Source organism: Photobacterium kasasachensis (assembly GCF_050336885.1).
Taxonomy (GTDB): Bacteria; Pseudomonadota; Gammaproteobacteria; order Enterobacterales; family Vibrionaceae; genus Photobacterium; species Photobacterium kasasachensis.
The window spans coordinates 1-24,204 of sequence record NZ_JAKJSH010000004.1; the positions used below are offsets into that span (position 1 = coordinate 1).

Genomic DNA, 24,204 nt, shown 5'->3' on the forward strand with positions numbered 1-24,204 from the left:
ATCAAAAAGAGTAATCAGGTTTTTTATCGGTTAAACAGGCGGCGAAGGTGATCCTTCGCCGCCTGTTTAACCGATAAAAAACCTGATTACTCTTTTTGATTCAGCCCTAGCTTATTTGCCAAAGGTTCAATCGCCCATCCCTGAACAATCACAGATATCAACACAATAAAGAACACCATATGCATCATTTGCTGTGCCCCTGCGACGCCTTCAGCTGCTGGGATCAAGGCAAAGACAATGGGTGTTGCACCTTTCAGTCCGATGGCAGAAATAAAGAATTTCTTCTTGGCGCTGACTGTTCTAAATGGCAAAAAGCTAATAAAGACCGCCAGCGGACGAGCAACTAACATCAATATCAATGCAGGAATAATGGCTATCCATACATCACCAATAAGCGCCTTGGGGAAAAACTGCAAACCAAGAATAATGAACATCAATGCCTGCGCCAGCCATGAGAGGCTATTAAAGAAGTGTTTACTTACTTCCTTGCCCCGTCGCAATCCATTGCCTATCACGACACCGGAAACATAGGAGGCAATCAAGATATTTCCGCCCAGTACATCACTGCCGTAAGCAGCAATAACAAAACAGGCCAAGATAAATACCGGAATCAACCCGTATTCTTCAAGCTTGATTTTATTTAGTAAGGTCACGCCCCCCAGCCCGACCAGATAACCGGCACCGATCCCCGCGACGATTTGCTGGACCAGTTCAATGCCAATGTCGGCAGCTCCCATCGACTGCCCGGTACTGACAATCATCCCGGTCAGGATCACTACCAGTAACAGTGCAACGGGGTCATTGGTGGCCGATTCAAACTCAAGAACGGTATCGGTACTTTCTTTTAGCTTGAGCTTTTTCGATTCGAGAATAGAAAACACCGCGGCGGCATCGGTAGACGATACGACGGCGGCAAATAACATGCAGGTCAGGAGATCAAAGTCGAGCACAAAGTACAAGATCCCGCCCATAATGCCTGTGGTCAATACGACCCCAGCCGTTGACAGCATTCCCCCCTCTTTATAGGCAACGAGAATACTGGACTTAGAGGTATTCAGCCCTCCGACAAACACAATGACATTAAGAGCCAGAGATCCAATAAAAGACGTCAGCTCAAGATCATCGTACACAAAGTCGAACTCGCCGTTGCCGAACAACAAGCCAACACCGATGAATATCAGTAAAGATGGCAGGCCGAGAGTCTTCGACGGCTGATGAAGCAAAATACCTATTGCCGTCAATACGGCCATTCCCAACATTGTGAACTCTGTACTCAAATACAACACTCCTAAAATGTTCCCTGAACGAAAATAACCTGGAGGCATCGATATTCAGATATAAGGCAAACAAAGACTGAAGCAATTTAAAGAAAGCACCATAAATCGCATTTAGTTCAGGGGTAATTCAACTAAACACAGCCAAATTCATAAAAGCTTAGACTGACACGCACTAATCTGCCATTTAAAAGTAATGAGTTAGCTCATTAATATCAACAGATAAAAGACATGCAGACACATTTTGCAAACAAAAAAGGACTTAAACCAAAAAAACACCCAGAAACCCAATAATAATATGTTTTATTACTTCAAGGTGTTCAGTATCTACTTCTTCCATTCTCAGAAGGCGAACCGCCATGTAGGATAGAACCGTATTACCCTGTTGCTTTAAACCGGAAAAATCATCACTCCTGTGTAATAAATGGCAAGAAACATGTTCTATATGTATACCCAAATAACCCCTGCCGGGTTTATTTGGATGTAGACGACAAGCTGTTTACGAGGAGAAGAATGATGAAGTTGAAAGCACTACTGATTGCCGTCAGCTTATTCTCTGTCAACATTGCTGTGGCATCTGATCACTGTAGCTGGTACATCGAAGATCGTGGCTGGTGTACACCGTATTTCCCGACGAGTGATCCTTACCCTCCTAAGAAATAATTGAAAATTATCATCTTAAATAACAAAGCCGCTGTATATATCAGCGGCTTTACTTTATTGATCTGACCTGGACTTATCTGCTCAGATAGTTGAGAAACTAGCTCATGGCAAACGCCTTCGAAGCCAGCGGCGGAATTTCGAAACAGACCGTACCTATTCCATCCGCTACTGATAGTGAAACGTCTTCATTGCCATACAGCTGCTCTTTCAGCTCGTAAGTTCCATCTCTGAGACCCCATGCATCAATTAAAGCCGCAGGTAAAATAACGTCTGTGGTGCCATGGTCGTGATCGGCAAAGTTGGCAATGATCAGCAGTTTTTGCTGTTCGTCATATCGACTGAAACAAAATAGCTGATCGTTATAGCTCGGATTGTTCTTCCGGTTATAACGGTGTATCTCTTGGTATTGACCCGTCATAGCCGAGTTAGTCAGCGAGAAATTAAGCAGGCGCTGGTAGAAATCGCGTAATGTCTTTTCTTCATCCGTGAGTAAACCGCCGTCAAACTCACCACCGTTCATCCAACGCTGGTGACTAGGAACGCCATAATAATCAAAAATCGTCGTACGTGATTTAAGACCAAACCCGGCATCATCAGCACCGGCTTCACCAACTTCCTGCCCGAAATACACCATGGTCGGCGAGGTACTCAACATTGTCGACACCAGCATCGCAGGTATGCCCTTGTTGGCATCTCCGGCAAACTCAGGGCTGGCGACTCGCTGTTCGTCATGGTTATCAAGAAAGTGCAGCATATGGTGTTCAATATCTTCCAGCTGCTCTTGCACTTCGACAATCGCATCGGTAGAGCCCTTGCCCTGCATCACTAACTTCAGGCTGTCATACAGATCCACTTTGTCGTAGAGATAGTCCATCTTGCCAAGGTGGATATAGTCACGATATAGGTGCGGCTGGTAGACTTCAGCCATCAAGAAGGCATCCGGGTTTGCCTGCTTGATTGAAGAGTTCATAAAGCTCCAAAACTCAACCGGTACCATTTCCGCCATATCATAACGGAAACCGTCGACACCAAGCTTTAGCCAGTACAAGGCGATATCACGGAATTTAATCCACGAATCAGGTACTGACTTATCTTGCCAGAATAAGTAATGCTCATTGTGGTCTTTTAGCTCATACCCCTTTGGTAACTCATCAAAATCTTTGGTCCCATCAGGTTTGACACCATAGTTTACCTTGACCGTTTCGTACCAGTCATCGAAGTTTGGCTGAGCCAAGCGCGAACCATTACCGGTCCATTTGGCTGGGTACTCTTCGTAAGGAACTCCCAGATCCGGATGAGCATCTCCCCCCAAAGGCTGATAGCCATTTTCCGGAACTGGCAGCTTGAATGCTTCGCCCGGAATATAATAAAAATTATTATCCCGGTGATAGGCCTGTGTCGTATCATCTGATGCGCCAAAATCCTCGACACCGACCGGATTCGTCAGTCCTTCATAACGTCGTGCGACATGATTCGGTACGATATCAATGATGACTTTCAGGCCATGTTGATGGCTACGCTCTATAAGAGCCTGAAACTCCTCAAGACGCCTGGCCGGATCGACAGCAAGATCAGGATTAACGTTGTAATAGTCTTTTACTGCATATGGCGATCCCGCGCGCCCCTTTACGACACTGGGATGATCGGCACTGATCCCATCCTGGCTATAGTCTCGTACTAACGCATGGTGAGGCACACCGGTGTACCAAATATGACTTACACCCAGCTGACGGATCTCGCTTAATGCTTTATCCGTAAAGTCATTGAATTTCCCGACACCGTTTTCCTCAATGGTGCCCCAGGCTTTATTGGTTGTGTTGGTATTTCCAAACAAGCGAGTAAATACCTGATAGACAACATGCTTATCAGGTGTTTTGAGTTTCTTAACGTCAGTCATGATAGGTTAACTCAGAAAGCTAATAGTGGAGATTAGAGAGATGCGATAACGGGTAAAGGCTTACCCGTATTCTCAAACCACACCAGGACAGATGGTCATCACCCTGGCGTGGTCAGTTTATAGCGGCTACTTTTTGATAAGCTCAACGAAAGTCGTTTCAGCTGAACGAGATCCGGCACGCTTGGCTTCTTCCAGGAGCTGAAGCGCTTTGTGCATATCATTCTTCTCAACAGCGGCTTTAATTTGAGAATTATAGAAGGCCTCTGTTTCAGGCAGCATAGCCGGTGTATTTACCGTATTGGTGCTAGATTGCTGTGTCGAGGCTGCAGCTGCAACAGGCACAGGCGCAACAACGGCAGTAGTTGGTGCCTTAACAGGTGCTTTTTTCGATACTGGAGCCGTTGCCGGTGCTGAAACAACGAACTCGTCGGCTCGGTAAGAGCGCAAATTCAGCGCTTTCAGATCCAACTCTAGTGAACCGAATTTCTGATGTTGAATGACAGGATCGGTCACCATTGGTCTCGCCAGGCCAAGCTCTTCGGCACGAAGACGCTCCGGATGAGGGATCGTAATCTCGCCTTCTCGGTATTCCAATGGTGAGTAAACAACCATATACGGGGTTGTTTGCTGATTCATTTCGAAGCGATGACGATAACTCGACAGGCTGAACAGATTAGAGTTCTTTACCTCAAAGTCATCAAGCTCAATAGTCTTAACTGGGTTGAAATTCGGATCAAGCAGCAAAACCTTCGGCGCAAAAACACCAGCCGACTTCATCCAGCTCTTCAGATCAACACGCATGCGTTCCACGTTCTTCGGCAGCGCAAAACCGGCATAATAACTCTTGCCATCGCTGAACTGACCCACCTTCGAGTATTCATCGATAACAAAGTCAATACTCTCACCATGCATCGGTATCCAAGAGAACTCACTGAAAGAGTTGCAGCAAACCGAAGCCGTGACAGCAATATCCTTTACCGGCTCAGCAGAAGGGGAAGCCGCACAGCCAAGTAAGCTTGCCGCCAGCAGAGCGGCAAGTGTTGTTTTAATTATTTTCATCTTTGATCTCCCATACCCTAACTTCATTTCATGGGTATATATCTATTAGCATCCGGACAAATCTACAGCAGAATCCAATAGATATATACTCAAAAAGGCAGCCCGCGGGCTGCCTTTAACACTAATTGGTTTAGAACCAGATTTCAGTGTGAACACCAACAACAACTTCGTCGTCACCGTCCTTAATACCGATGATGCCAGCACTCGCTTCATCGTCAGCTTTGATGTAGCTTACGTAAGGTTTGATCTGTGGGCGACCGAAGTAGTCAGCATTAACTGTGAACGCTGAAGCTAGCTCTAGGTTAATGATGTCACTCTCAACAGAGTCACCAGAACGGTCCCAGTAACCATCTTTACCTTCTTCGTGACCGTAAGAAGCTGTCATTTCAAGACGTAGGTTGTCGTTCACTTTGTAAGAAGGACGAACAGCTACAAGGTAACGCTTAAGGTCATCTGCACCGAACAGCTGGTCTAGTGCAGCCATGTAAGTAAGCTCAGAACCCATCTGTAGTTTATCAGTAATGTTCAGCACACCGTATGAAGTCAGGAAGATTGACTGTGCATCATCGTTACCGCCAGCCCAGCTACCGAAGTTTACGCCACGGTTTTGTGCAACGCCTTCACCGTATGCGATAGCCGTTTGAGTCCAACCGTCTAGACCATAGTAGTCGCGGTTATAAGTGATAGACGCACCGATGCCGCTGTCAGAATCTGAATCTTTGTTCGCCTGAGACATCACTTTCAGGTCGAAATCAAAGCTACCGCCAAGTGCCTTAACACCGTAGTAGTAGAAATCAATCGATGTCAGTGTAGAGCGGTCACCTGCACCATCTTTCTTAACTTTACACTTGTTAGGATCCGTAGAAGTCGTTCCGTCATCTTGCTTACAGTCCAGGCTGTAAGAATCTGCAGCGCCTGCATCTGGGTCAGCAGTAACAACTGCTAGACCAGCTGTGTTACCAGCAAGTTTTGTCTGGATACCAGCACCAACACCAGAAGACTGCTTCCAGAATTCACCAGAAAGGATACCAGCAGAACGGTTCAGGAAGCGCTGACCACCCCAGATAGATGTATCATCACCCAGGAATGAAATGCCACCAATCTCAACAAAAGTTTCTTTCACTTCAAACTGAGCATCATCGTTAGCTTTCGCGCTACCAGAAGATGACATAGCGTAAGAGTTACCGTTACCGAACTCAGAGCGAACAACAAAGTCAGACCAAACGCCATTCTGGTGCTCAGTGTGTTTCTTAATTACAAACTCAACCTGGTTAGTACTTTTACCGTGAGTACCAGCAGTTTTGTAGTCAGGCTTACCGTATTCTGTATCAACTGTCTCGCCTTCTACCATACGGTAGTTCATAGAGCCATAACCGTGTACTTCCCAGCCGTCAGTAATTACGTCTGTTCCGGATTCTGCTGCTACGTTGGCGGAAGCTAGTGCGGTTAGTAATGCCGCTGCTACAGGTACTAACTTGTGTTTCATAGGAATGTCCCTTCATAATTATTGTGTTGGCTACTATCTGGCAGCCTTTCTTTCGGGACTCATATTCAGCTTTCATTCAGACAAACACATCCTCCTAATACCGGGGGGAGTAGGGAGGAGTAGAGGGGCGTAGTAATTAGGGTGTAGCGATGTTTCGTGATACGCCTCACGAAGATCAGGCGTAATACTGTAAGAAAAATACGAAAACTAAAAGAAAAATAAGAGGCCAGTCACTTATTTGAACTAATAATGAAATAATCAGTAATCTTAATTAATTTCAATTTCCATCAAAAAAAATCATTCCTTGACTGACGAGATTTTCCCGATTTAATAACAGGTATAAATAGGTAAAATAAGCAAAGAGAAGTACCAAATGTTTGCTAAATTAGCTCAACCTTATCCACTAGGGGCTACATTGTGTGATCAAGGTTGTAATTTTTCAATTCACTGCCCAGATAATCAAGAAATTAAATTAATTCTGTTTGACGCTGAAAATAAAAGAACAACCATTGAACTTGGCAACGAATATATGGGATGCCGGTATGTATTTGTTCCAGGCGTAAAAGCAGGACAGCGATACGGCTATCAAATTAGAGACAAGCACGAACTCCGGCTAGTACTCGATCCGTATGCCCAAGCACTGGATACCCCCCCCTTTTATGTAGAACCTTTCACTGCAGATAAGAGCTGGGAATTTGCAAAGTCTGTTGTTGTTGATCACCAATTTGACTGGCAACAAGCGACACTACCGCAAGTTCCTTATGAAGAAACCGTGCTGTTCGAAACCCACGTCAAAGGGTTCACCAAGCAACACCCTCAAGTCGACGAACAGCACCAAGGTAGCTATCTCGGTTTATGCCAACCCCAAGTTATCGAGTTCTTTAAAGATCAGGGAATTACCACCCTTCAGCTATTGCCTGTCACTTCCTGTATGTCAGAGCCGCATTTGCTGAAAATGGATAAGGTCAACTTCTGGGGTTACAACAGCCTGTGCTTCATGGCCCCCGAGCCACGCTATGCGGCTAACGATGCAGTCACCGAAATGAAAACTATGGTCCGGGAACTGCACAAAAACGGCATTGAAGTGATTATGGATATCGTATTTAACCATACCGCTGAAGGTGGCGAAGGCGGCCCTAAATTCCATTTCAAGTGCCTGGATAAAAACTACTACCTGCAAGATAGCAACAAGAACTATCTCAACTACACAGGTTGTGGCAATACCGTCGATCTCACTTACCAGCCTAGCCTCAATATTGTGTTAGATACCCTGCGCCACTGGGTAACCCACTATCAAATTGACGGCTTCCGCTTTGATTTGGCCGCCACACTGGGACGAAAACGAGACCGCTTTGACACCCAAAGTGCCTTTTTCAAAGCCATCGCCCAGGATCCTATTCTACGACAAATCAAACTTATTGCCGAACCATGGGATGTGGGCCCTGACGGCTATCAGCTTGGTCACTTCCCGCGTGGTTGGAACGAATGTAATGACCGCTTCCGAGATACGGTAAAAAGCTACTGGCTGGAAGGCAACAATAACGTCAAGGAGTTTGCGACCCGACTGATGGGGTCTCGTGATATGTTCAGTGCAGGAGGCTGGCCGGACAAACTTCCCGTCAACTTTATCTCATACCATGATGGCTTTACCCTGCATGATCTTGTCTCTTACAATCATAAGCACAACCATGCCAATGGCGAGAACAACCGTGACGGGCATGGCGACAATCGCTCTAACAACCATGGTGTAGAAGGTGAAACGTCCAACTATTCCGTGATATACAAGCGAGAGCGACAAAAACGTAACCTGATGACAACCTTGCTGTTCAGTTTTGGGATCCCTCACCTACTTGCCGTGGACAGCCTTTCGCACACCCAGGGCGGCAACAACAACGCCTACTGCCAGGATAACGAGATTAGCTGGGCCGACTGGGATCTCAGCAAGGATGATAAGCGCTTCAATACATGGCTAACGCAAATGCTGGCAGCGCGAAAACAGATAATGAGCCCATTTATTAAGGCCTTCAGCGGGCATGAACGCGGCCATCACCGTATCCACTGGCATCGTTCCAACGGTCAGATGATGACGGCCGAGGACTGGCAGGGACTCAATGCTTTTGCCCTCTATCTAGGGTTATACAAAACAGGCAACGAGCTGATGTTCCTGGTCAATAGCTCTGATATCCCTACCCGCTATCGCTTGCCTAGCGGAAGTAAATGGTCCGTCGTTTGCGATACATCCGAATCTCGCCTCAACCAGCGACAGGTTCAAACGACCTATATGCAAAGTGCCAAATCGATGACGATTCTCTATCGCGAATAATCACTGTCAGAGGCAGCGGACGAACAATAGCCCAGCTCATGCTGGGCTTTGTTATAAGCCAAGAAGGAAATATTGGTTAGAAACAGGTATCAACTACGCGTTACAGGCCAAATTCCGACAGGCTCTGTCAATGACTGCGCCTGATAAGCCTAAACTAGGCAGATAGCGCTTAGCGACAACATCATTGTCAAAGCAATCCTCCCCCAGCGCGCGACACAAAGCCTGCTCGAGCAGGCGGAAGCTTCGGTACTCCCCAATAGCCATCTCGTTGGTCTGCAAATAATTCTGCATTATTTGCGCTTTGTCGGCCCCCATCAATAGCTGAAGAAAGCCAATAATCACGCCGGTTCTGTCCGAACCCAAACGACAATGCACATGGTAAGGACCAGGGTTACCCGCTATGTATCGGATCACCGCCTGTATTCCGCTTTGAAAACCAAGCTCCTCGGCATTAAAACTTTCATCCCGATCTGACATAAAATAGACCGTCTCATAGGCGACCGGTACGTTTACAACCTGCTGCTCCAACCACAGTGTTTTGTAATAGCAGGCTGGAGCCGAACGGATATAACTGGCCAGTTGTTGTGATGTTTCAGATAAATTAATCACGGTACGAACACCGTGCCGTTCAAGCAATTTCATCGCCACACCCTGACGTTCTCGTTCAATATCACACAGAGCAACATGCTCAGAACGGGATGGAACAAGCGGATGATAAGATCGAAAAAGGTTACCCTCAGCGATATTCCCCCCTTCAACCTGACGAAAGTTTGCCAAGGTATATTCGGACGAGAACTCTGACGCTGATTGTTTGACTTTAAATGAACGTTGGCTATCTTCAGCTATTTGGGTCAACTCTGTTTGGCTGATATTTTCCGGCAGCAACAAGTAATTGCACCCGCCGTTACCTTGACTATCAAAGCTTTGGTTATTGAAGTAATAGCCAACCGGGTATTCATTATTAAACGGAAGCGGCTGAGACTCATCATCCCCCCATAGACAGTATTCTATATAACCTGAGTTACCAATTTTGTTCAGTTCATCTTTCGGTTTTCTCAGCACAAAGCCGTTGCCGTTTTTTTCAAATTTGAATGCCACCTGCTTTTGCCAATTACTGAAAGTCCCAACCAGATAAAGCTCATCTCCCCGATAAGGCAGCGTGAAGACAACATCATGCTCTGTATATTGATAATGCAGCATTTTCTTCCCATAAAATTGTATTTGTTAATACCGCAATTCAGCCTGTTTATAATGAAATCAGCCAAGGTTGCAATATCCCTAATTTCGCAGACAGTCAGCACAATCATTTGATCACTATCACAATAATACTCCGTTCATTAAATCTGTTCTTTAGCACGCCTGATTTGTATGATTAATGCCTATATTCAATTTTATTACGAGTTAAAACTGAGTGCCAGAGCTAATGTCACCAAGTGTTTCTACAAGAGGTCTTAGCGGCTCATGCATGAACACTCTGCCAGAAAATGATAACTACTTATTGACTTACGATAACTAATTACTGTTTAATGCTCCTGAAAATCAAACTGTTTCATACAAAACATGACAAATAAGTACAAAGAATCGTTGTCTGTTTAGGCATACTTTCGCTGCGATTTACACTCTCTTTATCACCTTTTCAACCACGGAATTGATTATGAAAAAACGCTGGATAGCAATGTCATTGACTATTGTTTGCTTGGCCGGTGCCGGGTATTACTTATATCCAGTATCGGAGACTGATAACACTCTGCCTGTCATTACGTCATCAATCGGGACGATTGAAAAGCAAGCAGTAGCTGTTGGACAGATAGTTCCAGCCCATTCGGTACAGATAAAATCCCAGATTGAAGGAATTGTCGGCGAGGTATATCACCAGGAAGGCGATAATGTTGAAGTCGGTACACCTCTATTTAAAATTCGTCCCAATCCGACACCTGCGCGCCTTACCCAGGCAATGACTGAACTGATGGCAAGCGAAGCCGAGCTAGAATCCAGTCAAATTCAGCTAGATAACCTTAAACGTCTTGTCGTTCAGAAAATCGTACCGGAAAACTACGGGCAATATATTGAAGCTAAAGCCAAAGTGAAGCGAGCAATTGCCGATCTTCAGCAAAAGCAACAAAACCTGGATTTAATCCGCAGTGGCGAGTCTTCGATAGGAGCATCGAAGCTGACATCGACTATCTTCGCCCCCATCAGTGGTACGGTTCTCAACCTAAAAGTAGAAGTTGGCGAGCCAATCATCTCAACTGAATCCAGCCAGTCCGCAACGGAAATGATGTCACTGGCGGATATGAAGGACATGATTTTCAAAGGCAGCGTCAGCGAGCATGATGCGGCGCAACTTCATGTCGGCATGCCCGTTACACTGATCCTAGCTCCGTATTCTGAACAAGAATTATCCGGCATCTTAAAAAAGGTTGCCGTCCAGTCAGAAAAGCTGAATGCGACAACAAGCAATAACAACCAGAGCTTTGATAATGGCTTTGAGGTTGAAGTCGGTGATATTCAGTTCCCGGAAGACATTACAATCCGTTCTGGTTTCTCGGCAACAGCCCAAATAACCCTTAAAAAGGTTGAATCGGTTACGACCATTCCAGAGCGTGTCTTGCAGTTTGAGGGGGAAACACCGGAAGTGCTGGTAGCCGACGAATCTGAGCAAGGCTTCCATACGAAACCTGTAAAACTCGGCCTGTCTGATGGCATTAATGTTGAAGTGGTCTCAGGCCTGTCTGACGGAGATGAGATCGTAGATTCAAGTATGATGGGAGGTCCTAATGTCTAACCATCATTTATATGAGCGGTTCAAATATGCCGTCATGCCAAAAGCACTATATTCCGGACTATTTCTGCTACTGATAAGCACAGGTATGCCAAGTTACGCCTTGACGATCGAACAAGCCTGGAACGCAGCAAAATCTTATGACCCCAACTACCAGAAAGCACTGATTAACGAAAAAGTAGGTGAGGCGAATATTCGCAGCAGTCGTAGTCAGTTGCTTCCGGAATTATCACTTGGTGCCAGCAGCAACTGGTATGAACACGACAAAGTTAGCAATGGCTACAACGTGACTTTAAATCAGGTTCTGTGGGATAGCAGTAAGTGGTCACAACTGGATGCATCTGAAGCATCTGCATTGGAATCGCAATTAAGAAGCCTACAGGCACACAACGACTTGGCTGAAAAACTCATTACTGCCTATCTGGAACTGGCCAAAGCTCAGGGAGATCTACGCCTTGCGGAACAAAAGCTAAAAGAAGGAACTAAGATGCTCAATGTCATTGAGCAGAATTTTAAAGCTGGCAAGGTAATGTCAACCGAGTTCGAAGATACCCGGGCAAATCAGCTTGATATTGAAGCCGCACTGTTGGCACGACGCTCAGAGCTTGAGCAAAAGAAAGCTGCCCTCGCAGCCTTGATAAACCACTTTCCACAACAAATAGATGAAATTAGTACCAAGAATCTGACCCAACCGCGCATGGCTGTTGAAACTGAAGCGGAATGGCTAACCATGGCAAAAAATAATAGCCCCGAGCTACTTGCAGCCAAACAAAAACTCAGAACGGTCGAGTTCAAGCAGGAACAGGCGCAGTCTGGTTACTATCCGGTCGTCAACGGGCGGGTCATGTACAGCGATAACGACAACGCCCGTCATAATGATTTAAACGCCAGTATCTCTGTGAGTTTACCGCTTGATCTAAATGGTGCTACCCGTGCCAGTGTTGATCTTGCCAAACTGGACGTTTTGCAAGCGAAACAAGATGTTCGCTTGGTCGAAATCAATATCAGGGAACTAGTTCAAAGTCGCTTTAATCAGATCGACCTCGATTGGCAACGTGTTGAAATGGCACAAAAGCAGATTCGCTCGCGAGAAAAAGCGCTTGAAAATAAACAAACCGTTTATAAAGCCGGACTTGCGGACGCTGACGATGTGATCACTGCACACAATAACCTGTTTGACAGCCGTAACCTGTTGCAATCATTGCTGTACCAATATTGGTTACATCGAGTCGCATTGTTTAAATCTGTTGGCCAGCTTAACGACAATACCGTTAAGCATATCTCACAGGCATTACAATCATGAGTGCAATGCTTCAACAAACGCTACAAACTCTGCTTGCCCACCGGCTACGAAGTTTACTGGCGATAATTGCCATTATATGGGGGGTTGTCTCGGTATTGGTGCTGGTGGCGCTTGGTGAAGGATTCTATCAGGTTAATACTAAGTCATTTTCGATTCTGATGAGTGATACTCAGTCGGTTTATCAGGGAGTGACCAGCAAGCCCTGGCAAGGACTACCAGCCAGACGGGAGATAAAGATCAGCGAAGCTGAAATGCGCCAGCTGGAGCATCAATCAGCAGTAAAAAAACTCTCGGTCATTTACCAAAACTGGGAGGCATCCGTTACAGATAAGCATGGTCGCAGTTTACCCGGCTACGTCCGAGGTGTTGACAGTCACTTTGTTGCCTGGCGCAAGTTCAGGCTAATCAAGGGCTCACGTAATATCACTCCAAGCGACATTATAAATCACAACCGAGTGGTCGTAGTAGGCTGGCAATTAGCGAATATCGGCGGTTTATCTTTAGGCGGACAACTAAAAGTAAACGGCATTCCTTTTACAGTCATCGGCATAACCGAGCAAAGTGAAGGAGGCGTTCGTATGGATAATGACGAACAACAGGTCATGATGCCAAGTCCTACCTTTACCGATTTATGGCAGAAGACCCCTTCCATGTTACTGGTTGAACCCGCAGAGGGGATCTCCGGCGTTGTTCTGAGGAAAAGCCTGATTTCATTCTTTGCCAAACAGCAGCATTTTGATCCGACAGATAATCGCGCGCTATATCTGCCTGACTTCAGCCGGGAGGCCAAGTTCTTCATGTCATTGCTTCGTGGTATCCAGCTCTTTCTTGGTGCCAGCGGAACTATGACCCTAGCCGTAGGTGCACTTGGTGTTGCCAACATTATGTTTTTATCGGTAACAGAGCGTACACGTGAAATAGGTATCCGTTTAGCGATTGGCGCCACGCCAGCATCCATATTGCTGCAGTTTATTACCGAAGGGGGCTTATTGGTATTAGCCGGTACCGGGCTTGGACTTTTGATCTCTTATGGCACAGTGATACTCATGACGACAGTCGGAATACCTGACTGGCTCGGTATTCCGAAAATTACCCTTGATGCCGTGATAATGACCCTTGGCGTTACCGGTGCATTGGCGCTCGTCGCGTCTTTCTTTCCGGCGAAAAGAGCATCCGCATTAACTCCCGTAACAGCCTTGAATGCGAGGGCATGACATGTTTGTAATTCGACAAATATTGCAAGAGATGGCTGCCGAAAAATCCCGTCTGTTCCTGACGATCCTAGCCGTAGTATGGGCAACGGTTTGTATTACAGTAATGCTGGCTGCGGGTGAAGGTCTGCGTCAGGGACTGATTAGAAGCTCAGAAAGCGGTAACGGTAAATTGATTTACTTGAATGGCGGCTATGCGATTAAAGATTTCGGTCGGTTTCATCAGGGAGAGCAGCTCAAGCTAAAGCCCGAGGATATCGGAGTGATCCGTGCACTACCGTCTGTTAACAGAGCCGAACCGAGCGCCCTTTGGACGACAAATGTAACTCATGGGGATAATGGTACCTGGCAGTCGCCTTTGGCCGTCTTTCCGGGATATAAAGATCTGATGGACTTTGACATAGCACTAGGTGGGCGTTGGTTTAATCCAATGGATATAAAAGAACAGCGCAAAGTCATCATTCTGGGCCAGAGTGCCGCCTATCAGCTCTTCAGTGATAATGATGATTTTGACTGGATTGACTCACCGAAATTGACAACCAACCCGGTTGGTAAAACCGTCAAGGTCGGCAATGAAACGTTTACTTTGATTGGCTTATTAAAAAGTGATAGCTCTTATATCGAAAGTGGAACCCCTCTGGATTACGCCGTTTTTATCCCTTTTTCAACGTGGCAGCGCTTCAACCCCAATGGCGAATTAAATGCTATCAATATAGAGCCGAAAAAAACCGTTGACCGGACTGTGGTTGCGCAGAAGGTAAAACAGGTGATCGCACGAAAATACGGGGCCAGTATGGAAGACGATCAGCTTGTTCAGACGCAGGATTTGTTATTGCGTCAGAAAACCATGCGTCGCTTCTTGATTGGACTGCAGAGTTTCCTTGGCATTATTGGCTTAGTAACCTTGGGCGTTGCTGGTATTGGGATTGCCAACGTCATGTACGCAACAGTAAAACGGGCGACCCGTGATATAGGGATCAGAATGGCGGTAGGTGCCACACCTGGCGATATAAAGCGGCACTATCTATTGCAATCTTTACTGACCATGACAATAGGCGGCGTGATCGGGCTAATGTTGACATTTAGCCTGATAGAACTGCTTCAAAGTATACCGCTCGACGGCAACGTCATTTATGACGAATTAGGGAAGCCTAAACCTGAGCTGTCAATGCCCATAGTAGTAATTGTTGTTATGTCCTTGGCCCTTGTTGGCATTGCTGCGGCATGGTTTCCAGCCAATCGCGCCGCCACTATTACGCCATTAGAAGCATTGCAAAATGACTGAGAGAAATAATCAACCAAGCGGGACAAGTATGTCGACATCGACCCCAATAGTACAATTACAAGATATTAGTAAGCACTATCAAAGTGGCGAGGAAACGGTTCGCGCACTGGACCAAGTTTCACTTGAAATAAACCGGGGGGAATTCCTATCGATTCTGGGGCCGTCGGGTTCAGGGAAATCAACGTTAATGAATGTGTTAGGCTGCCTCGATAAGCCCACTTTGGGTAGTTACCACCTCAATAATGAAGATGTTTCAGTCATGACCAGTAAACAACTGGCGATGATACGCAACAAAAACATTGGCTTCGTTTTTCAGGGATTCAACTTGCTGGAATATGCCAGTGCGTTGGACAATGTCGCGCTGCCTTTAGTCTACCGAGGGATAAAAGCGAAAGCGCGGCGAGAAAAAGCAGCATATTTATTGGAACGTGTCGGGCTGGGCGATCGTATGGATCATAAGCCAAACCAGCTGTCTGGCGGTCAAAAACAACGTGTGGCTATTGCCCGGGCGCTAGTTAACGATCCGCAGATCATCTTAGCTGACGAACCAACAGGGGCCCTAGACTCACGATCAGGCGCCGAGATTGAAGCCCTGTTCAATGAATTACACCAGGAAGGAAGAACACTCATTGTCGTAACTCACGATACCGCGCTAGCAAAACGCACACACCGCATAATTAACATCAAAGACGGACAAGTGGTTGGAGATGAGCGTCTTCACCAGTAATACGACTTACCACTGATGACCATAAAAAAAGGCTCTATTCAAACAACTATTGAATAGAGCCAAGACAATGAATGGAGCTATAGCGAGTTAATCATTCATGTTGTATTGGTTATGCAGGCAGCAGCACCGCAAACGACTCATACGGTTTTAGCGTTACCGCTTCCTCTATTTGCTGACGATAGTCATAGTTGGAAATAATACATTCAACATTAGCAGCTTGCAGCTCTGCCGGTATATTCAATACCACCTCTTCAGAGGTAAAGTTATTCAGAACAAACAGGCGGTGTTGCTCATCAACACGGACATAACCGAACACTTTATCGTGATCTTCAAATACAGGTTCAAAGTCACCATACACAATCACCGGTAAAGCCTTACGAAGCTCAATCAACTTCTGATAGTGATAGAAGACGGAGTTCTGATCTTCCAGGGCCGCTTCTACGTTAATCTCTGGATAGTTAGGGTTAACCTTTATCCATGGCTGAGCCTGAGAGAATCCGGCATTATCCGTTTGGTCCCAATGCATTGGCGTTCGGGCATTATCGCGGCTATTTTCATGTACCGCAGCCAGCATTGTTTCAGGTGCGACACCGTTTTCGGTTCGCTCTTTGTAGAAATTCAGGGTCTCGATATCACGGTAATCATCGATGCTGTCGAAGGCAACATTGGTCATACCGATTTCTTCACCCTGATAGACATAAGGGGTGCCCTTCATCATATGCATCGTTGTCGCCAGCATCTTGGCCGACTCTACACGATATCGACCGACGTCACCGTACTTAGAGACCACACGCGGTAAATCATGGTTATTCCAGAACAGGGAATTCCAACCTTCCTCAGCCAATTCTACCTGCCATTTAGTCAGGGCACGTTTGAACTGAGGCAAGTCAAGATCGATTGGATTCCACTTGTCACCGTATTTCCAGGTCAGAGAAATATGTTCAAACTGGAATACCATCGAGAACTCGTTGCGTGCAGGGTTGCTATACAGCTTGGCAATCTCAGGAGTAGCATCCCAGGTCTCGCCTACCGTTAACAAATCTTTTTTACCAAAGGTCGCCTGGTTCATTTCTTGGATCAACTGATGAAGACGCGGACCATTACCCGTGATCTTCTTGTCAATTTCCTTACCAATCAAATCAATCACATCGAGGCGGAAGCCACCGATACCCTGATCGATCCACCAGTTAATCATCTTGTGTACTTCTTCCTGAACCTTCGGATTTTCCCAGTTCAGATCAGGCTGTTTCTTTGAAAAGATATGGTAGTAGTATTCACCCGTCGTCTCATCAAACTCCCACGCACCACCGCCAAACACGGAACCTTGATCATCTGGCACAGAACCATCTTCTTTTGGCTGACGCCAAATATAGTAATCGCGGTATGGGTTGTCTTTTGACTTACGTGATTCAATGAACCACGGGTGCTCATCGGAAGTATGGTTTACCACCAAATCCATGATAATTCGAATGTCACGCTGTTTGGCCTCAGCCAGTAGCTGCTGCATGTCTTCCATGGTGCCAAACTCAGGGGCGATATCCTGATAATCAGAAATATCATAGCCATTGTCATCCATTGGCGAGCGGTACACTGGTGATAGCCAGATCACGTTAACACCTAGTTTTTTCAGGTAATCCAGCTTGCCGATGATCCCCTGCAGATCCCCCATTCCGTCATTGTTAGAATCACAAAAGCTACGAGGATAAATCTGGTAAACAACAGCATCATGCCACCACTTCGGCGTCATCTTCATGAAAATTGGCTCCCTAAAAAAGGCAAAATCAAACAAGTGATATCTTTATTGCCGATATCATAAAGCTGTTTCCTGTGGATTTAAAATACATAAAACCCAAGGTGATATAGGTAAAATCTATATCAAAGCAGAATTAGGCGACCATGATCACAAGAATTAGGCATTGCGCATTTTATTCCATTCAAATAAATGTGAGACTTGTCGATATTATTTTTCTGTTCTTCTTTTCCCTATGGATAAAAGCTACAAACAATTTCTTGTCGTTGCCGAACTGGGCAATATCAGCCTGGCAGCCAGCCACCTTGGGCTCAGCCAGCCGACACTAACAAGCAACATAAAAAAGCTGGAAGCGAGCTTTGATGTCCCGCTCTTTATCCGTAAATCAAAAGGCGTAGAGCTCACCGAGTATGGTCAGCTCTTGCAGGAGCAGGCTCTTGAACTACAACGTCGCCATGATGCCCTGTTGCACAAAATGGCCGATCTCAAAGAGCGAAAGACCGAAAAGATCCGAATGGGGACAGGCGATGCCTGGTGGGAAGTTTTCGTCAAGCAAGCACTGCAACAATACAGCCACAATTACCCTTCTATCTCTATTCAGCTGGAGTTCGGTAACCACCTCAAGCTAATGGATATGCTGATCCATGGCCAAATTGACCTGTTTGTCGGGCACGAAATCATCGGCCTGTCACGACGCTGTAATGTCAGCTTTATACCTCTTCTCCAGGACAAAGAAGCCCTGTTCGTTCACCAGTCCCATCCGTTACTGCTCAATCAGGGAAAAGACTCAGATACCGAACTCTACCCGTTGCTTCAGGTCACACCGGACTCCGAAAGCTATCAGCACCTCATCGAGAATCCGCAGCCCAAACAACTGGAGCGGGAAAGAAAAAAGGTCTCTGAACGCATCGTCTATGAGATCAACTCACTCACTGCCAGTATTGATATCCTCACGACCACCACCGCGATAATGCCCTACCCGCTGAGTATGGCTGATTACTTCTCGTTGTCGAATGTCGTACCGCTCGCACTAGATCAGAAAGCCCAGACCGGAACTGTCGGTATTTACCATCTCAATGAGCCCCTTGTTGATCATGTCAATGACATCAAGCATCAGCTAATCGCCTGCGGACAGCAGCTCAGCGAATAACCCCATAAATAAAAAAGCCTGCGATACCGACTAAGGTTTCACAGGCTTTCATATCTAGGTTCTAGGTTCTAGGTTCTAGGTTCTAGGTTCTAGGTTCAGGGTATTAAGCCCTGACTGTATGCAACCAACTTAATTTCGTTACACTACAAAAGTCGCCACTTTATCATTCAGGTTTGTCGCCTGAGTACTAAGGTGCTCAGCCTGTCGGCGAGCCTCGCTGGCATCATTTGCTAACTGATCGGTCACATCTTTAATCGTGGTCGTATTTTGAGTGATTTCATCGGTAACATGTGTTTGCTCTTCCGCAGCTGTTGCAATCTGGGTCGCCATATCACTGATCATGGCTACCGAATCATTGATTTGCTCCAGTGCCGCCGTCGCCTGATCAGCATCTTCTACCGAGCACTGCGCCAGTTGTGAGCTGGTTTCCATCAGGTTAACGGCTTTAGACGTCGTTTGCTGTAATGTCGCAATCATTGACTGGATTTCTTCTGTCGAGGTATGAGTTCGCTGAGACAACACTCTTACTTCATCTGCCACAACAGCAAAGCCACGCCCCTGCTCGCCTGCGCGTGCCGCTTCGATAGCCGCATTCAAGGCCAGCAAATTCGTTTGTTCAGCAATCCCCTGGATGGTCGACAAAATACTGTTGATCCCCTGGGCATGGTCATTAAGTTCACTGATAACCGTTGTCGCTTCGCTCACTTCAGTAGCCAGATTATTGATTGATACCTTGCTCTGAGCCACCAGCTCGCTGCCGCTGTGAGTATGAGTTGTCGAGTCTTGCGCCGCCCGGGCAGTCTGTTCTGCATGAGAAGCAATCTCCTGAGTAGCTGAAGCCATCTCTGTAACAGCCGTTGCCACCATAGCGATCTCATCTTGCTGGCACTGTAGATCACGAGCCGACTTATCTGCGCGTTGTACCCCTTCACTCGACGTCTGGCTTAGCTCAACACCTTGGGTACGAATATGGCCAATCAGCAACTGCAAGCTGGCTACAAACTGGTTAAAGTTCGCTGCTAACTCGCCTACTTCATCCTTACTGTCCAGTTCTATACGCTGGGTTAAATCGCCACCGCCCTGCGCGATCAATGCCAAGGCGTTGGATACTTGCTTCAGAGGCCTGAACAAATACCCACAAAGCAGGTTAAACAAGAAGACACAAATAATCACAACCAGCAGTGTCGTCAGCATTTGATCATAGAGCGTACTATAGAGGGGTGCCACGACAGAGTCATAGTCAATCACAACAACAGTGTTTAGCCCCTTGCCTTGGATAGGCGCAACAAAGACAAAGCTTTCATTTCCGTTTAGTACCTTCTTCTCAATATGCCCTTCACGAGCTAACTTCTTGATCAAGGTATCAGTCAAATCGCTGTCAATCGCGCTGGTCATCTTATTCAGCAATAACGAATCAGCATGAGCAAAAACATTCCCTTCGGCATTAGCGATGAACATGTACCCTTCACCAGGCAATGTCACCTCCTCCAGCTGTTTGATGATGTTCGCCATTTCGACATCCGCACCAAGCACTGCACGCTGGCCAGACACTGTTAACGCCTTGCCCATTGAAACAACCGTAGCGCCTGTTGCTGCCGCAATCGTCGGGTTTTCTACCGTTACAGCGCCATTAAGTTTAATGGCATTTTGGTACCAACCCCATTTGCGCGGGTCGTTGTTGCCCGGAGGAAGCTGGACATCATTGGCATTTACCTGACTTCCATCACTAAAGGCAAGAAACACATTGTCGAATTTTGCCGAGTCCCGAACCTGTTTTAAATGTTCGGTCAGGGCATCATTTGCCGCATTCGTTGGCATCGCCGACAGGGCCGACGCTTTTGAATCCATCCAATCAATAACGTAATTGTTATAGGCCGATGCAACACCGCGAAGCCGATCATTAAGATCATCATCAAGACGACCCAGCGAGGAGATAAATGAAAGTGCTGTCACCAGCATTCCACCCAAGATAATGGCGATACTGGCCGAAAGCGCCAGTTTTTGCCGAAGAGTTAGATTAGACATTGATTCCCTTTACGATTCTTATAATACAGCTATACGCATATAATTTTTTCGGCAACATAAACAGTGCCGTATACGACTTGAAAATAAGCCCCCCGACTTAAGCGAAGATCAAATGCCCGCCATTTATTTCAAGCTTCGAAATTATTACACTTTTATTATAGTGTTCAAAGTATCAGCAGTATTTTCTTGACTCACGTCGACAAAATAAATGCCATAAAGGGATAATCAACCATTGTGACGACAGGTTTTATTCCAGAAAAAGCAAAGCCCTCATGAAAGAGGGCTTTGAGGGGATATTGCTTGCTACCTTATTTGCTCTAACTGAGCAGCAGCTGTTCTACGCTAAATACTCGGGAGTCTGAGGGGAAGCAACGCGCCCCTGCTCTTGTCCCATGTACATACTGACATATTGCTCAGCCGATTCTTTCCACTCAAACTTACAGGCCATTGCATTTTGCTGCAGGCGCTTAAATTCTTGTGGTTTCTGGCTGTATAGCAACAGGCTGCGCTGAAGCTTAATTAGCAAGGCTTCCGGCGTCGGTGCATCAAAAATAAAGCCCGTTGCCACCTGCGGAGTCTGATCATAGTCGATCACGGTATCCTTCAGACCACCCACCCCACGTACAATCGGCAAAGTGCCATAGGCAAGACTATACATCTGATTCAATCCACACGGCTCAAACTCAGATGGCATCATAAAGAAATCTGCACCGGCCTCGACACAATGTGCCAGCGGATTGCTGTAGGCCTCGACAAACGCAAACTTCTCTTTATGCACCTCACTAATATCACGCAGTGCCGCAGCAAGTTTCGGATCACCCGTACCAACTATCACCACCTGTACATCATTGACCAGGAAGTCTTTCAACATCGGAATGATATAGTGAATACCCTTTTGCTCGGTCAGACGGCAAACCATTCCATAAAGCGGTACATCTTCAACCGGTAGGCCGACCTGTTGCTGTAAATCACGTTTACACGCTTTTTTACCTCGCACCAGGCTAACCTTATTGGCTTTAAAGCTCTGCTTAATAAAGGGATCCGTTTCTGGGTTCCAGTCTTGATAGTCACAGCCGTTCACGATGCCGTAGAGATCAGCAGCACGGGCCTGAAAGTCGGCTTCCATTCCGTGCGAGCCTAAATGCGTGAGTAATTCAGAGGCATAATTCGGGCTGACGGCATTGACCTTGTCGGCATAAGCGACACCGGCTTTTAGCATGCTGACATGGGAAGGGTCGATTTCGGCATTGATATAGCGACGCTGAATCAGCTCAGGGATCAAACTGTACTGATCGTAATTAAATACACCTTTGAATACCGCATTATGGATTGTGATCACGCTTTTCGTCTGGGCAAAAAACGCATCATCGGCGTACCGAGTCCGGAGCAGGAAGGGAACCAAACCAGTATGCCAATCATTACAATGAACAACATCCGGCTGAAAGCCCATCTTCTCACACAAATCCAACGATGCGGCACTGAAAAATGCAAACCTTTCACCGTTGTCAGAATATGCCTGGTTGTTTTCCGCATACAGTTCGGGGCGCGCAAAATACTGAGGCGCATCGACTCCGTAGACAGTCACCTTGCCACTCTCCAGCACCTTCACCTGATAACTCACAGGTGCCGGCTGAGGAACTACATATAACTCGGTATCAAGCAGTGTCTCTGCCTGCTCAGAATTTGCAACCTTCTGATACAGCGGCATGACAATACGAACATCATGCCCCATTTCTTTAAGCGCTGAAGGCAATGACTTGGCAACGTCAGCCAAACCACCGGTTTTGACCAAACCTTCGACTTCAGACGCCACAAATAAAATCTTGAGCGATTTTCCTGACATCGGTTTCTTTCTAGTAACCAACTTTTGCTCCTTTTGGTATCACGACAATTCCTTCGTCTGACACATGGTACTTCTTCTTATCTTCTTCAAGATTTTCACCGATAATCGTACCAGGTGCGATATGAACATTCTTATCGATAATAGCACGGCGAATCGAACAGCCTGCACCAATCTTTACATCACCCAGAATAACTGACTCACTGATTGTTGTGCCATGATCAACATTGGTACGGAAGCCCAATACTGACTTATAAACTTTGGCACCGCGAATATAACTACCAGCCGATATCATGCAGTTATTGGTATCAACCTTGTGCTCGTCACTATCTAGCACTGTTGCGGGCGGGAGTGGCGGATAGAAAGTGTGCAGCTGCCACTGACGGTTATAGAGGGAAAACGGTGCATCTTCTGACAGCAAATCCATATGTGCCTGCCAGTAAGACTCGATGGTACCAACATCGCGCCAGTATCCTGTGCTCTTTTCTCCCGGGATCACATTGGTCGTAAAGTCATAGACAAATACTTTACCCAGCGGAAACAGTTTAGGAATAATATCTTTGCCAAAGTCATGGCTTGATTGTTCGTTGACTGCGTCTTCCTCGAGCTCTTTGCTCAGTACACCAGTTTCAAAGATATAGTTCCCCATGGAAACTAACGCATGATCAGGATCTCCCGGTATGGACTTCGGATTCTCAGGTTTTTCCTCGAAACCAATCATGCAGCCATTGGCATCCACTTCTATCACCCCGAAAGCACTGGCTTCACTCAGCGGCATACGCAGGGCCGATACCGTTAGATCCGCCTTCTTCTCCAGGTGATAGTCAAGCATCTGCTTAACATCCATTTTGTAGATATGATCACTACCGAAAATACAAACTTGATCCGGCTCTTCGAGTTCAACAAAACGCAGATTCTGGTAAATAGCATCTGCCGTGCCATCATACCAGCGCTTACCCATCCGCATCTGTGCAGGGATCGGGTCAATAAACCGGCCCGTAATACCTGAGACATTCCAGCCTTTCTTCATATGTACGTAAAGTGACTGTGATTTAAACTGAGTCAGTACATAAATCTTCATCAGATCAGCATTAAGGAAATTATTTAATGCGAAATCTATCAGGCGGTAACTACCTCCAAATGGCACTGCAGGCTTTGTACGCGTATCCGTCAACGGACGCAGACGCGACCCTTCTCCACCTGCCAAAATCATTCCTAAAACACCAGCCATAGTGTACCTCCTTGTTAGTAAGCAATCATGCTCATATATACCACATTTCCATGCTTATTGAGAATGCTTTTGCAGTGAATCTTGATTGATACATTACAAAAGTAAAAATTTATTACAACGTTCACACTTATTGGTATGACAACTACTACTTTCAAACCGACAGTGACTGCCTCGTCTTCGAATTTATTGGTGGGAAAT

The 24,204-nt window shown here is 46.2% G+C and carries 17 protein-coding genes; 8 read left to right on the forward strand and 9 right to left on the reverse strand.

The window, feature by feature from the left end:
• Positions 1-86: 86 nt before the first annotated feature.
• The gene (locus tag L4D19_RS00110) at positions 87-1,277 is read right to left on the reverse strand and encodes a potassium/proton antiporter (protein ID WP_428450608.1); all 1,191 of its coding nucleotides are present in this window, start codon (positions 1,275-1,277) and stop codon (positions 87-89) included.
• Positions 1,278-1,787: 510 nt separating this feature from the next.
• Here L4D19_RS00110 and L4D19_RS00115 point away from each other — a divergent pair.
• Positions 1,788-1,937 carry a hypothetical protein gene (locus L4D19_RS00115; RefSeq protein WP_160653307.1) on the forward strand — a complete coding sequence of 50 codons (150 nt, stop codon included), beginning with the start codon at positions 1,788-1,790 and terminating at the stop codon, positions 1,935-1,937.
• A 97-nt stretch (positions 1,938-2,034) separates the two neighbouring features.
• Here the strand turns inward: L4D19_RS00115 and L4D19_RS00120 are convergent, their stop codons facing one another.
• From L4D19_RS00120 to L4D19_RS00130, 3 genes are all read right to left on the reverse strand, one after another.
• Entirely contained in the window at positions 2,035-3,834 is a 1,800-nt protein-coding gene (locus tag L4D19_RS00120) for an alpha-amylase family protein (RefSeq protein WP_428450609.1), read from the reverse strand.
• 126 nt (positions 3,835-3,960) lie between these two features.
• A complete protein-coding gene (locus tag L4D19_RS00125; protein WP_428450610.1) occupies positions 3,961-4,893 on the reverse strand; it encodes a MalM family protein in 933 nt (310 codons plus the stop codon).
• Positions 4,894-5,023: 130 nt separating this feature from the next.
• Positions 5,024-6,379: a carbohydrate porin gene (locus L4D19_RS00130; protein ID WP_428450611.1), complete on the reverse strand. Its 1,356-nt coding sequence runs from the start codon at positions 6,377-6,379 to the stop codon at positions 5,024-5,026.
• A 373-nt stretch (positions 6,380-6,752) separates the two neighbouring features.
• Here L4D19_RS00130 and glgX point away from each other — a divergent pair, with 373 nt between their 5' ends.
• Positions 6,753-8,702: a glycogen debranching protein GlgX gene (gene glgX / locus L4D19_RS00135; protein WP_428450612.1), complete on the forward strand. Its 1,950-nt coding sequence runs from the start codon at positions 6,753-6,755 to the stop codon at positions 8,700-8,702.
• A gap of 93 nt (positions 8,703-8,795) precedes the next feature.
• Here glgX and L4D19_RS00140 read toward each other — a convergent pair whose 3' ends face one another.
• Positions 8,796-9,902, reverse strand: coding sequence for a tyrosine-protein phosphatase (locus L4D19_RS00140; protein ID WP_428450613.1), 1,107 nt, complete (start codon positions 9,900-9,902; stop codon positions 8,796-8,798).
• Positions 9,903-10,356: 454 nt separating this feature from the next.
• Here L4D19_RS00140 and L4D19_RS00145 point away from each other — a divergent pair, with 454 nt between their 5' ends.
• Genes L4D19_RS00145 through L4D19_RS00165 form a run of 5 tightly spaced genes read left to right on the forward strand, consistent with a single transcriptional unit; the run spans position 10,357 to position 16,010 of the window.
• On the forward strand, positions 10,357-11,487 hold the full coding sequence (locus L4D19_RS00145) for an efflux RND transporter periplasmic adaptor subunit (protein ID WP_428450614.1): 1,131 nt from the start codon (positions 10,357-10,359) through the stop codon (positions 11,485-11,487).
• Complete coding sequence (locus L4D19_RS00150; protein WP_428450615.1) at positions 11,480-12,787, forward strand: TolC family protein; 1,308 nt, start codon at positions 11,480-11,482, stop codon at positions 12,785-12,787. Before L4D19_RS00145 ends, L4D19_RS00150 begins: the two co-directional genes overlap by 8 nt.
• Positions 12,784-14,001 carry an ABC transporter permease gene (locus tag L4D19_RS00155; RefSeq protein ID WP_428450616.1) on the forward strand — a complete coding sequence of 406 codons (1,218 nt, stop codon included), beginning with the start codon at positions 12,784-12,786 and terminating at the stop codon, positions 13,999-14,001. Before L4D19_RS00150 ends, L4D19_RS00155 begins: the two co-directional genes overlap by 4 nt.
• Position 14,002: 1 nt before the next feature.
• Entirely contained in the window at positions 14,003-15,283 is a 1,281-nt protein-coding gene (locus tag L4D19_RS00160; RefSeq protein ID WP_428450617.1) for an ABC transporter permease, read from the forward strand.
• On the forward strand, positions 15,276-16,010 hold the full coding sequence (locus tag L4D19_RS00165) for an ABC transporter ATP-binding protein (RefSeq protein ID WP_428450618.1): 735 nt from the start codon (positions 15,276-15,278) through the stop codon (positions 16,008-16,010). Before L4D19_RS00160 ends, L4D19_RS00165 begins: the two co-directional genes overlap by 8 nt.
• Positions 16,011-16,119: 109 nt before the next feature.
• On the opposite strand, the gene L4D19_RS00170 is transcribed toward L4D19_RS00165, so the two are convergent.
• Complete coding sequence (locus L4D19_RS00170) at positions 16,120-17,757, reverse strand: glycoside hydrolase family 13 protein (RefSeq protein ID WP_428451384.1); 1,638 nt, start codon at positions 17,755-17,757, stop codon at positions 16,120-16,122.
• A 238-nt stretch (positions 17,758-17,995) separates the two neighbouring features.
• Here L4D19_RS00170 and L4D19_RS00175 point away from each other — a divergent pair, with 238 nt between their 5' ends.
• Positions 17,996-18,910, forward strand: a complete 915-nt coding sequence (locus tag L4D19_RS00175; protein WP_428450619.1) for a LysR family transcriptional regulator — start codon at positions 17,996-17,998, stop codon at positions 18,908-18,910.
• Positions 18,911-19,048: 138 nt separating this feature from the next.
• Here L4D19_RS00175 and L4D19_RS00180 read toward each other — a convergent pair whose 3' ends face one another.
• The 3 genes from L4D19_RS00180 to glgC form a co-directional block, all read right to left on the reverse strand.
• Positions 19,049-20,935 carry a methyl-accepting chemotaxis protein gene (locus L4D19_RS00180; RefSeq protein WP_428450620.1) on the reverse strand — a complete coding sequence of 629 codons (1,887 nt, stop codon included), beginning with the start codon at positions 20,933-20,935 and terminating at the stop codon, positions 19,049-19,051.
• A 337-nt stretch (positions 20,936-21,272) separates the two neighbouring features.
• On the reverse strand, positions 21,273-22,778 hold the full coding sequence (glgA, locus tag L4D19_RS00185; protein ID WP_428451385.1) for a glycogen synthase GlgA: 1,506 nt from the start codon (positions 22,776-22,778) through the stop codon (positions 21,273-21,275).
• A 10-nt stretch (positions 22,779-22,788) separates the two neighbouring features.
• Complete coding sequence (gene glgC, locus L4D19_RS00190) at positions 22,789-24,006, reverse strand: glucose-1-phosphate adenylyltransferase (protein ID WP_428450621.1); 1,218 nt, start codon at positions 24,004-24,006, stop codon at positions 22,789-22,791.
• Between the last annotated feature and the right edge of the window lie 198 nt (positions 24,007-24,204).

Coding starts and splice junctions, on each gene's coding strand:
- L4D19_RS00180 (WP_428450620.1), bottom strand. CDS start 20,935: ATGTCTAATCTAACTCTTCGGCAAAAACTGGCGCTTTCGGCCAGTATC.
- L4D19_RS00150 (WP_428450615.1), top strand. CDS start 11,480: ATGTCTAACCATCATTTATATGAGCGGTTCAAATATGCCGTCATGCCA.
- L4D19_RS00155 (WP_428450616.1), top strand. CDS start 12,784: ATGAGTGCAATGCTTCAACAAACGCTACAAACTCTGCTTGCCCACCGG.
- L4D19_RS00175 (WP_428450619.1), top strand. CDS start 17,996: ATGGATAAAAGCTACAAACAATTTCTTGTCGTTGCCGAACTGGGCAAT.
- glgX (WP_428450612.1), top strand. CDS start 6,753: ATGTTTGCTAAATTAGCTCAACCTTATCCACTAGGGGCTACATTGTGT.
- L4D19_RS00120 (WP_428450609.1), bottom strand. CDS start 3,834: ATGACTGACGTTAAGAAACTCAAAACACCTGATAAGCATGTTGTCTAT.
- L4D19_RS00170 (WP_428451384.1), bottom strand. CDS start 17,757: ATGACGCCGAAGTGGTGGCATGATGCTGTTGTTTACCAGATTTATCCT.
- L4D19_RS00160 (WP_428450617.1), top strand. CDS start 14,003: ATGTTTGTAATTCGACAAATATTGCAAGAGATGGCTGCCGAAAAATCC.
- L4D19_RS00130 (WP_428450611.1), bottom strand. CDS start 6,379: ATGAAACACAAGTTAGTACCTGTAGCAGCGGCATTACTAACCGCACTA.
- glgA (WP_428451385.1), bottom strand. CDS start 22,778: ATGTCAGGAAAATCGCTCAAGATTTTATTTGTGGCGTCTGAAGTCGAA.
- L4D19_RS00115 (WP_160653307.1), top strand. CDS start 1,788: ATGATGAAGTTGAAAGCACTACTGATTGCCGTCAGCTTATTCTCTGTC.
- L4D19_RS00140 (WP_428450613.1), bottom strand. CDS start 9,902: ATGCTGCATTATCAATATACAGAGCATGATGTTGTCTTCACGCTGCCT.
- glgC (WP_428450621.1), bottom strand. CDS start 24,006: ATGGCTGGTGTTTTAGGAATGATTTTGGCAGGTGGAGAAGGGTCGCGT.
- L4D19_RS00165 (WP_428450618.1), top strand. CDS start 15,276: ATGACTGAGAGAAATAATCAACCAAGCGGGACAAGTATGTCGACATCG.
- L4D19_RS00125 (WP_428450610.1), bottom strand. CDS start 4,893: ATGAAAATAATTAAAACAACACTTGCCGCTCTGCTGGCGGCAAGCTTA.
- L4D19_RS00145 (WP_428450614.1), top strand. CDS start 10,357: ATGAAAAAACGCTGGATAGCAATGTCATTGACTATTGTTTGCTTGGCC.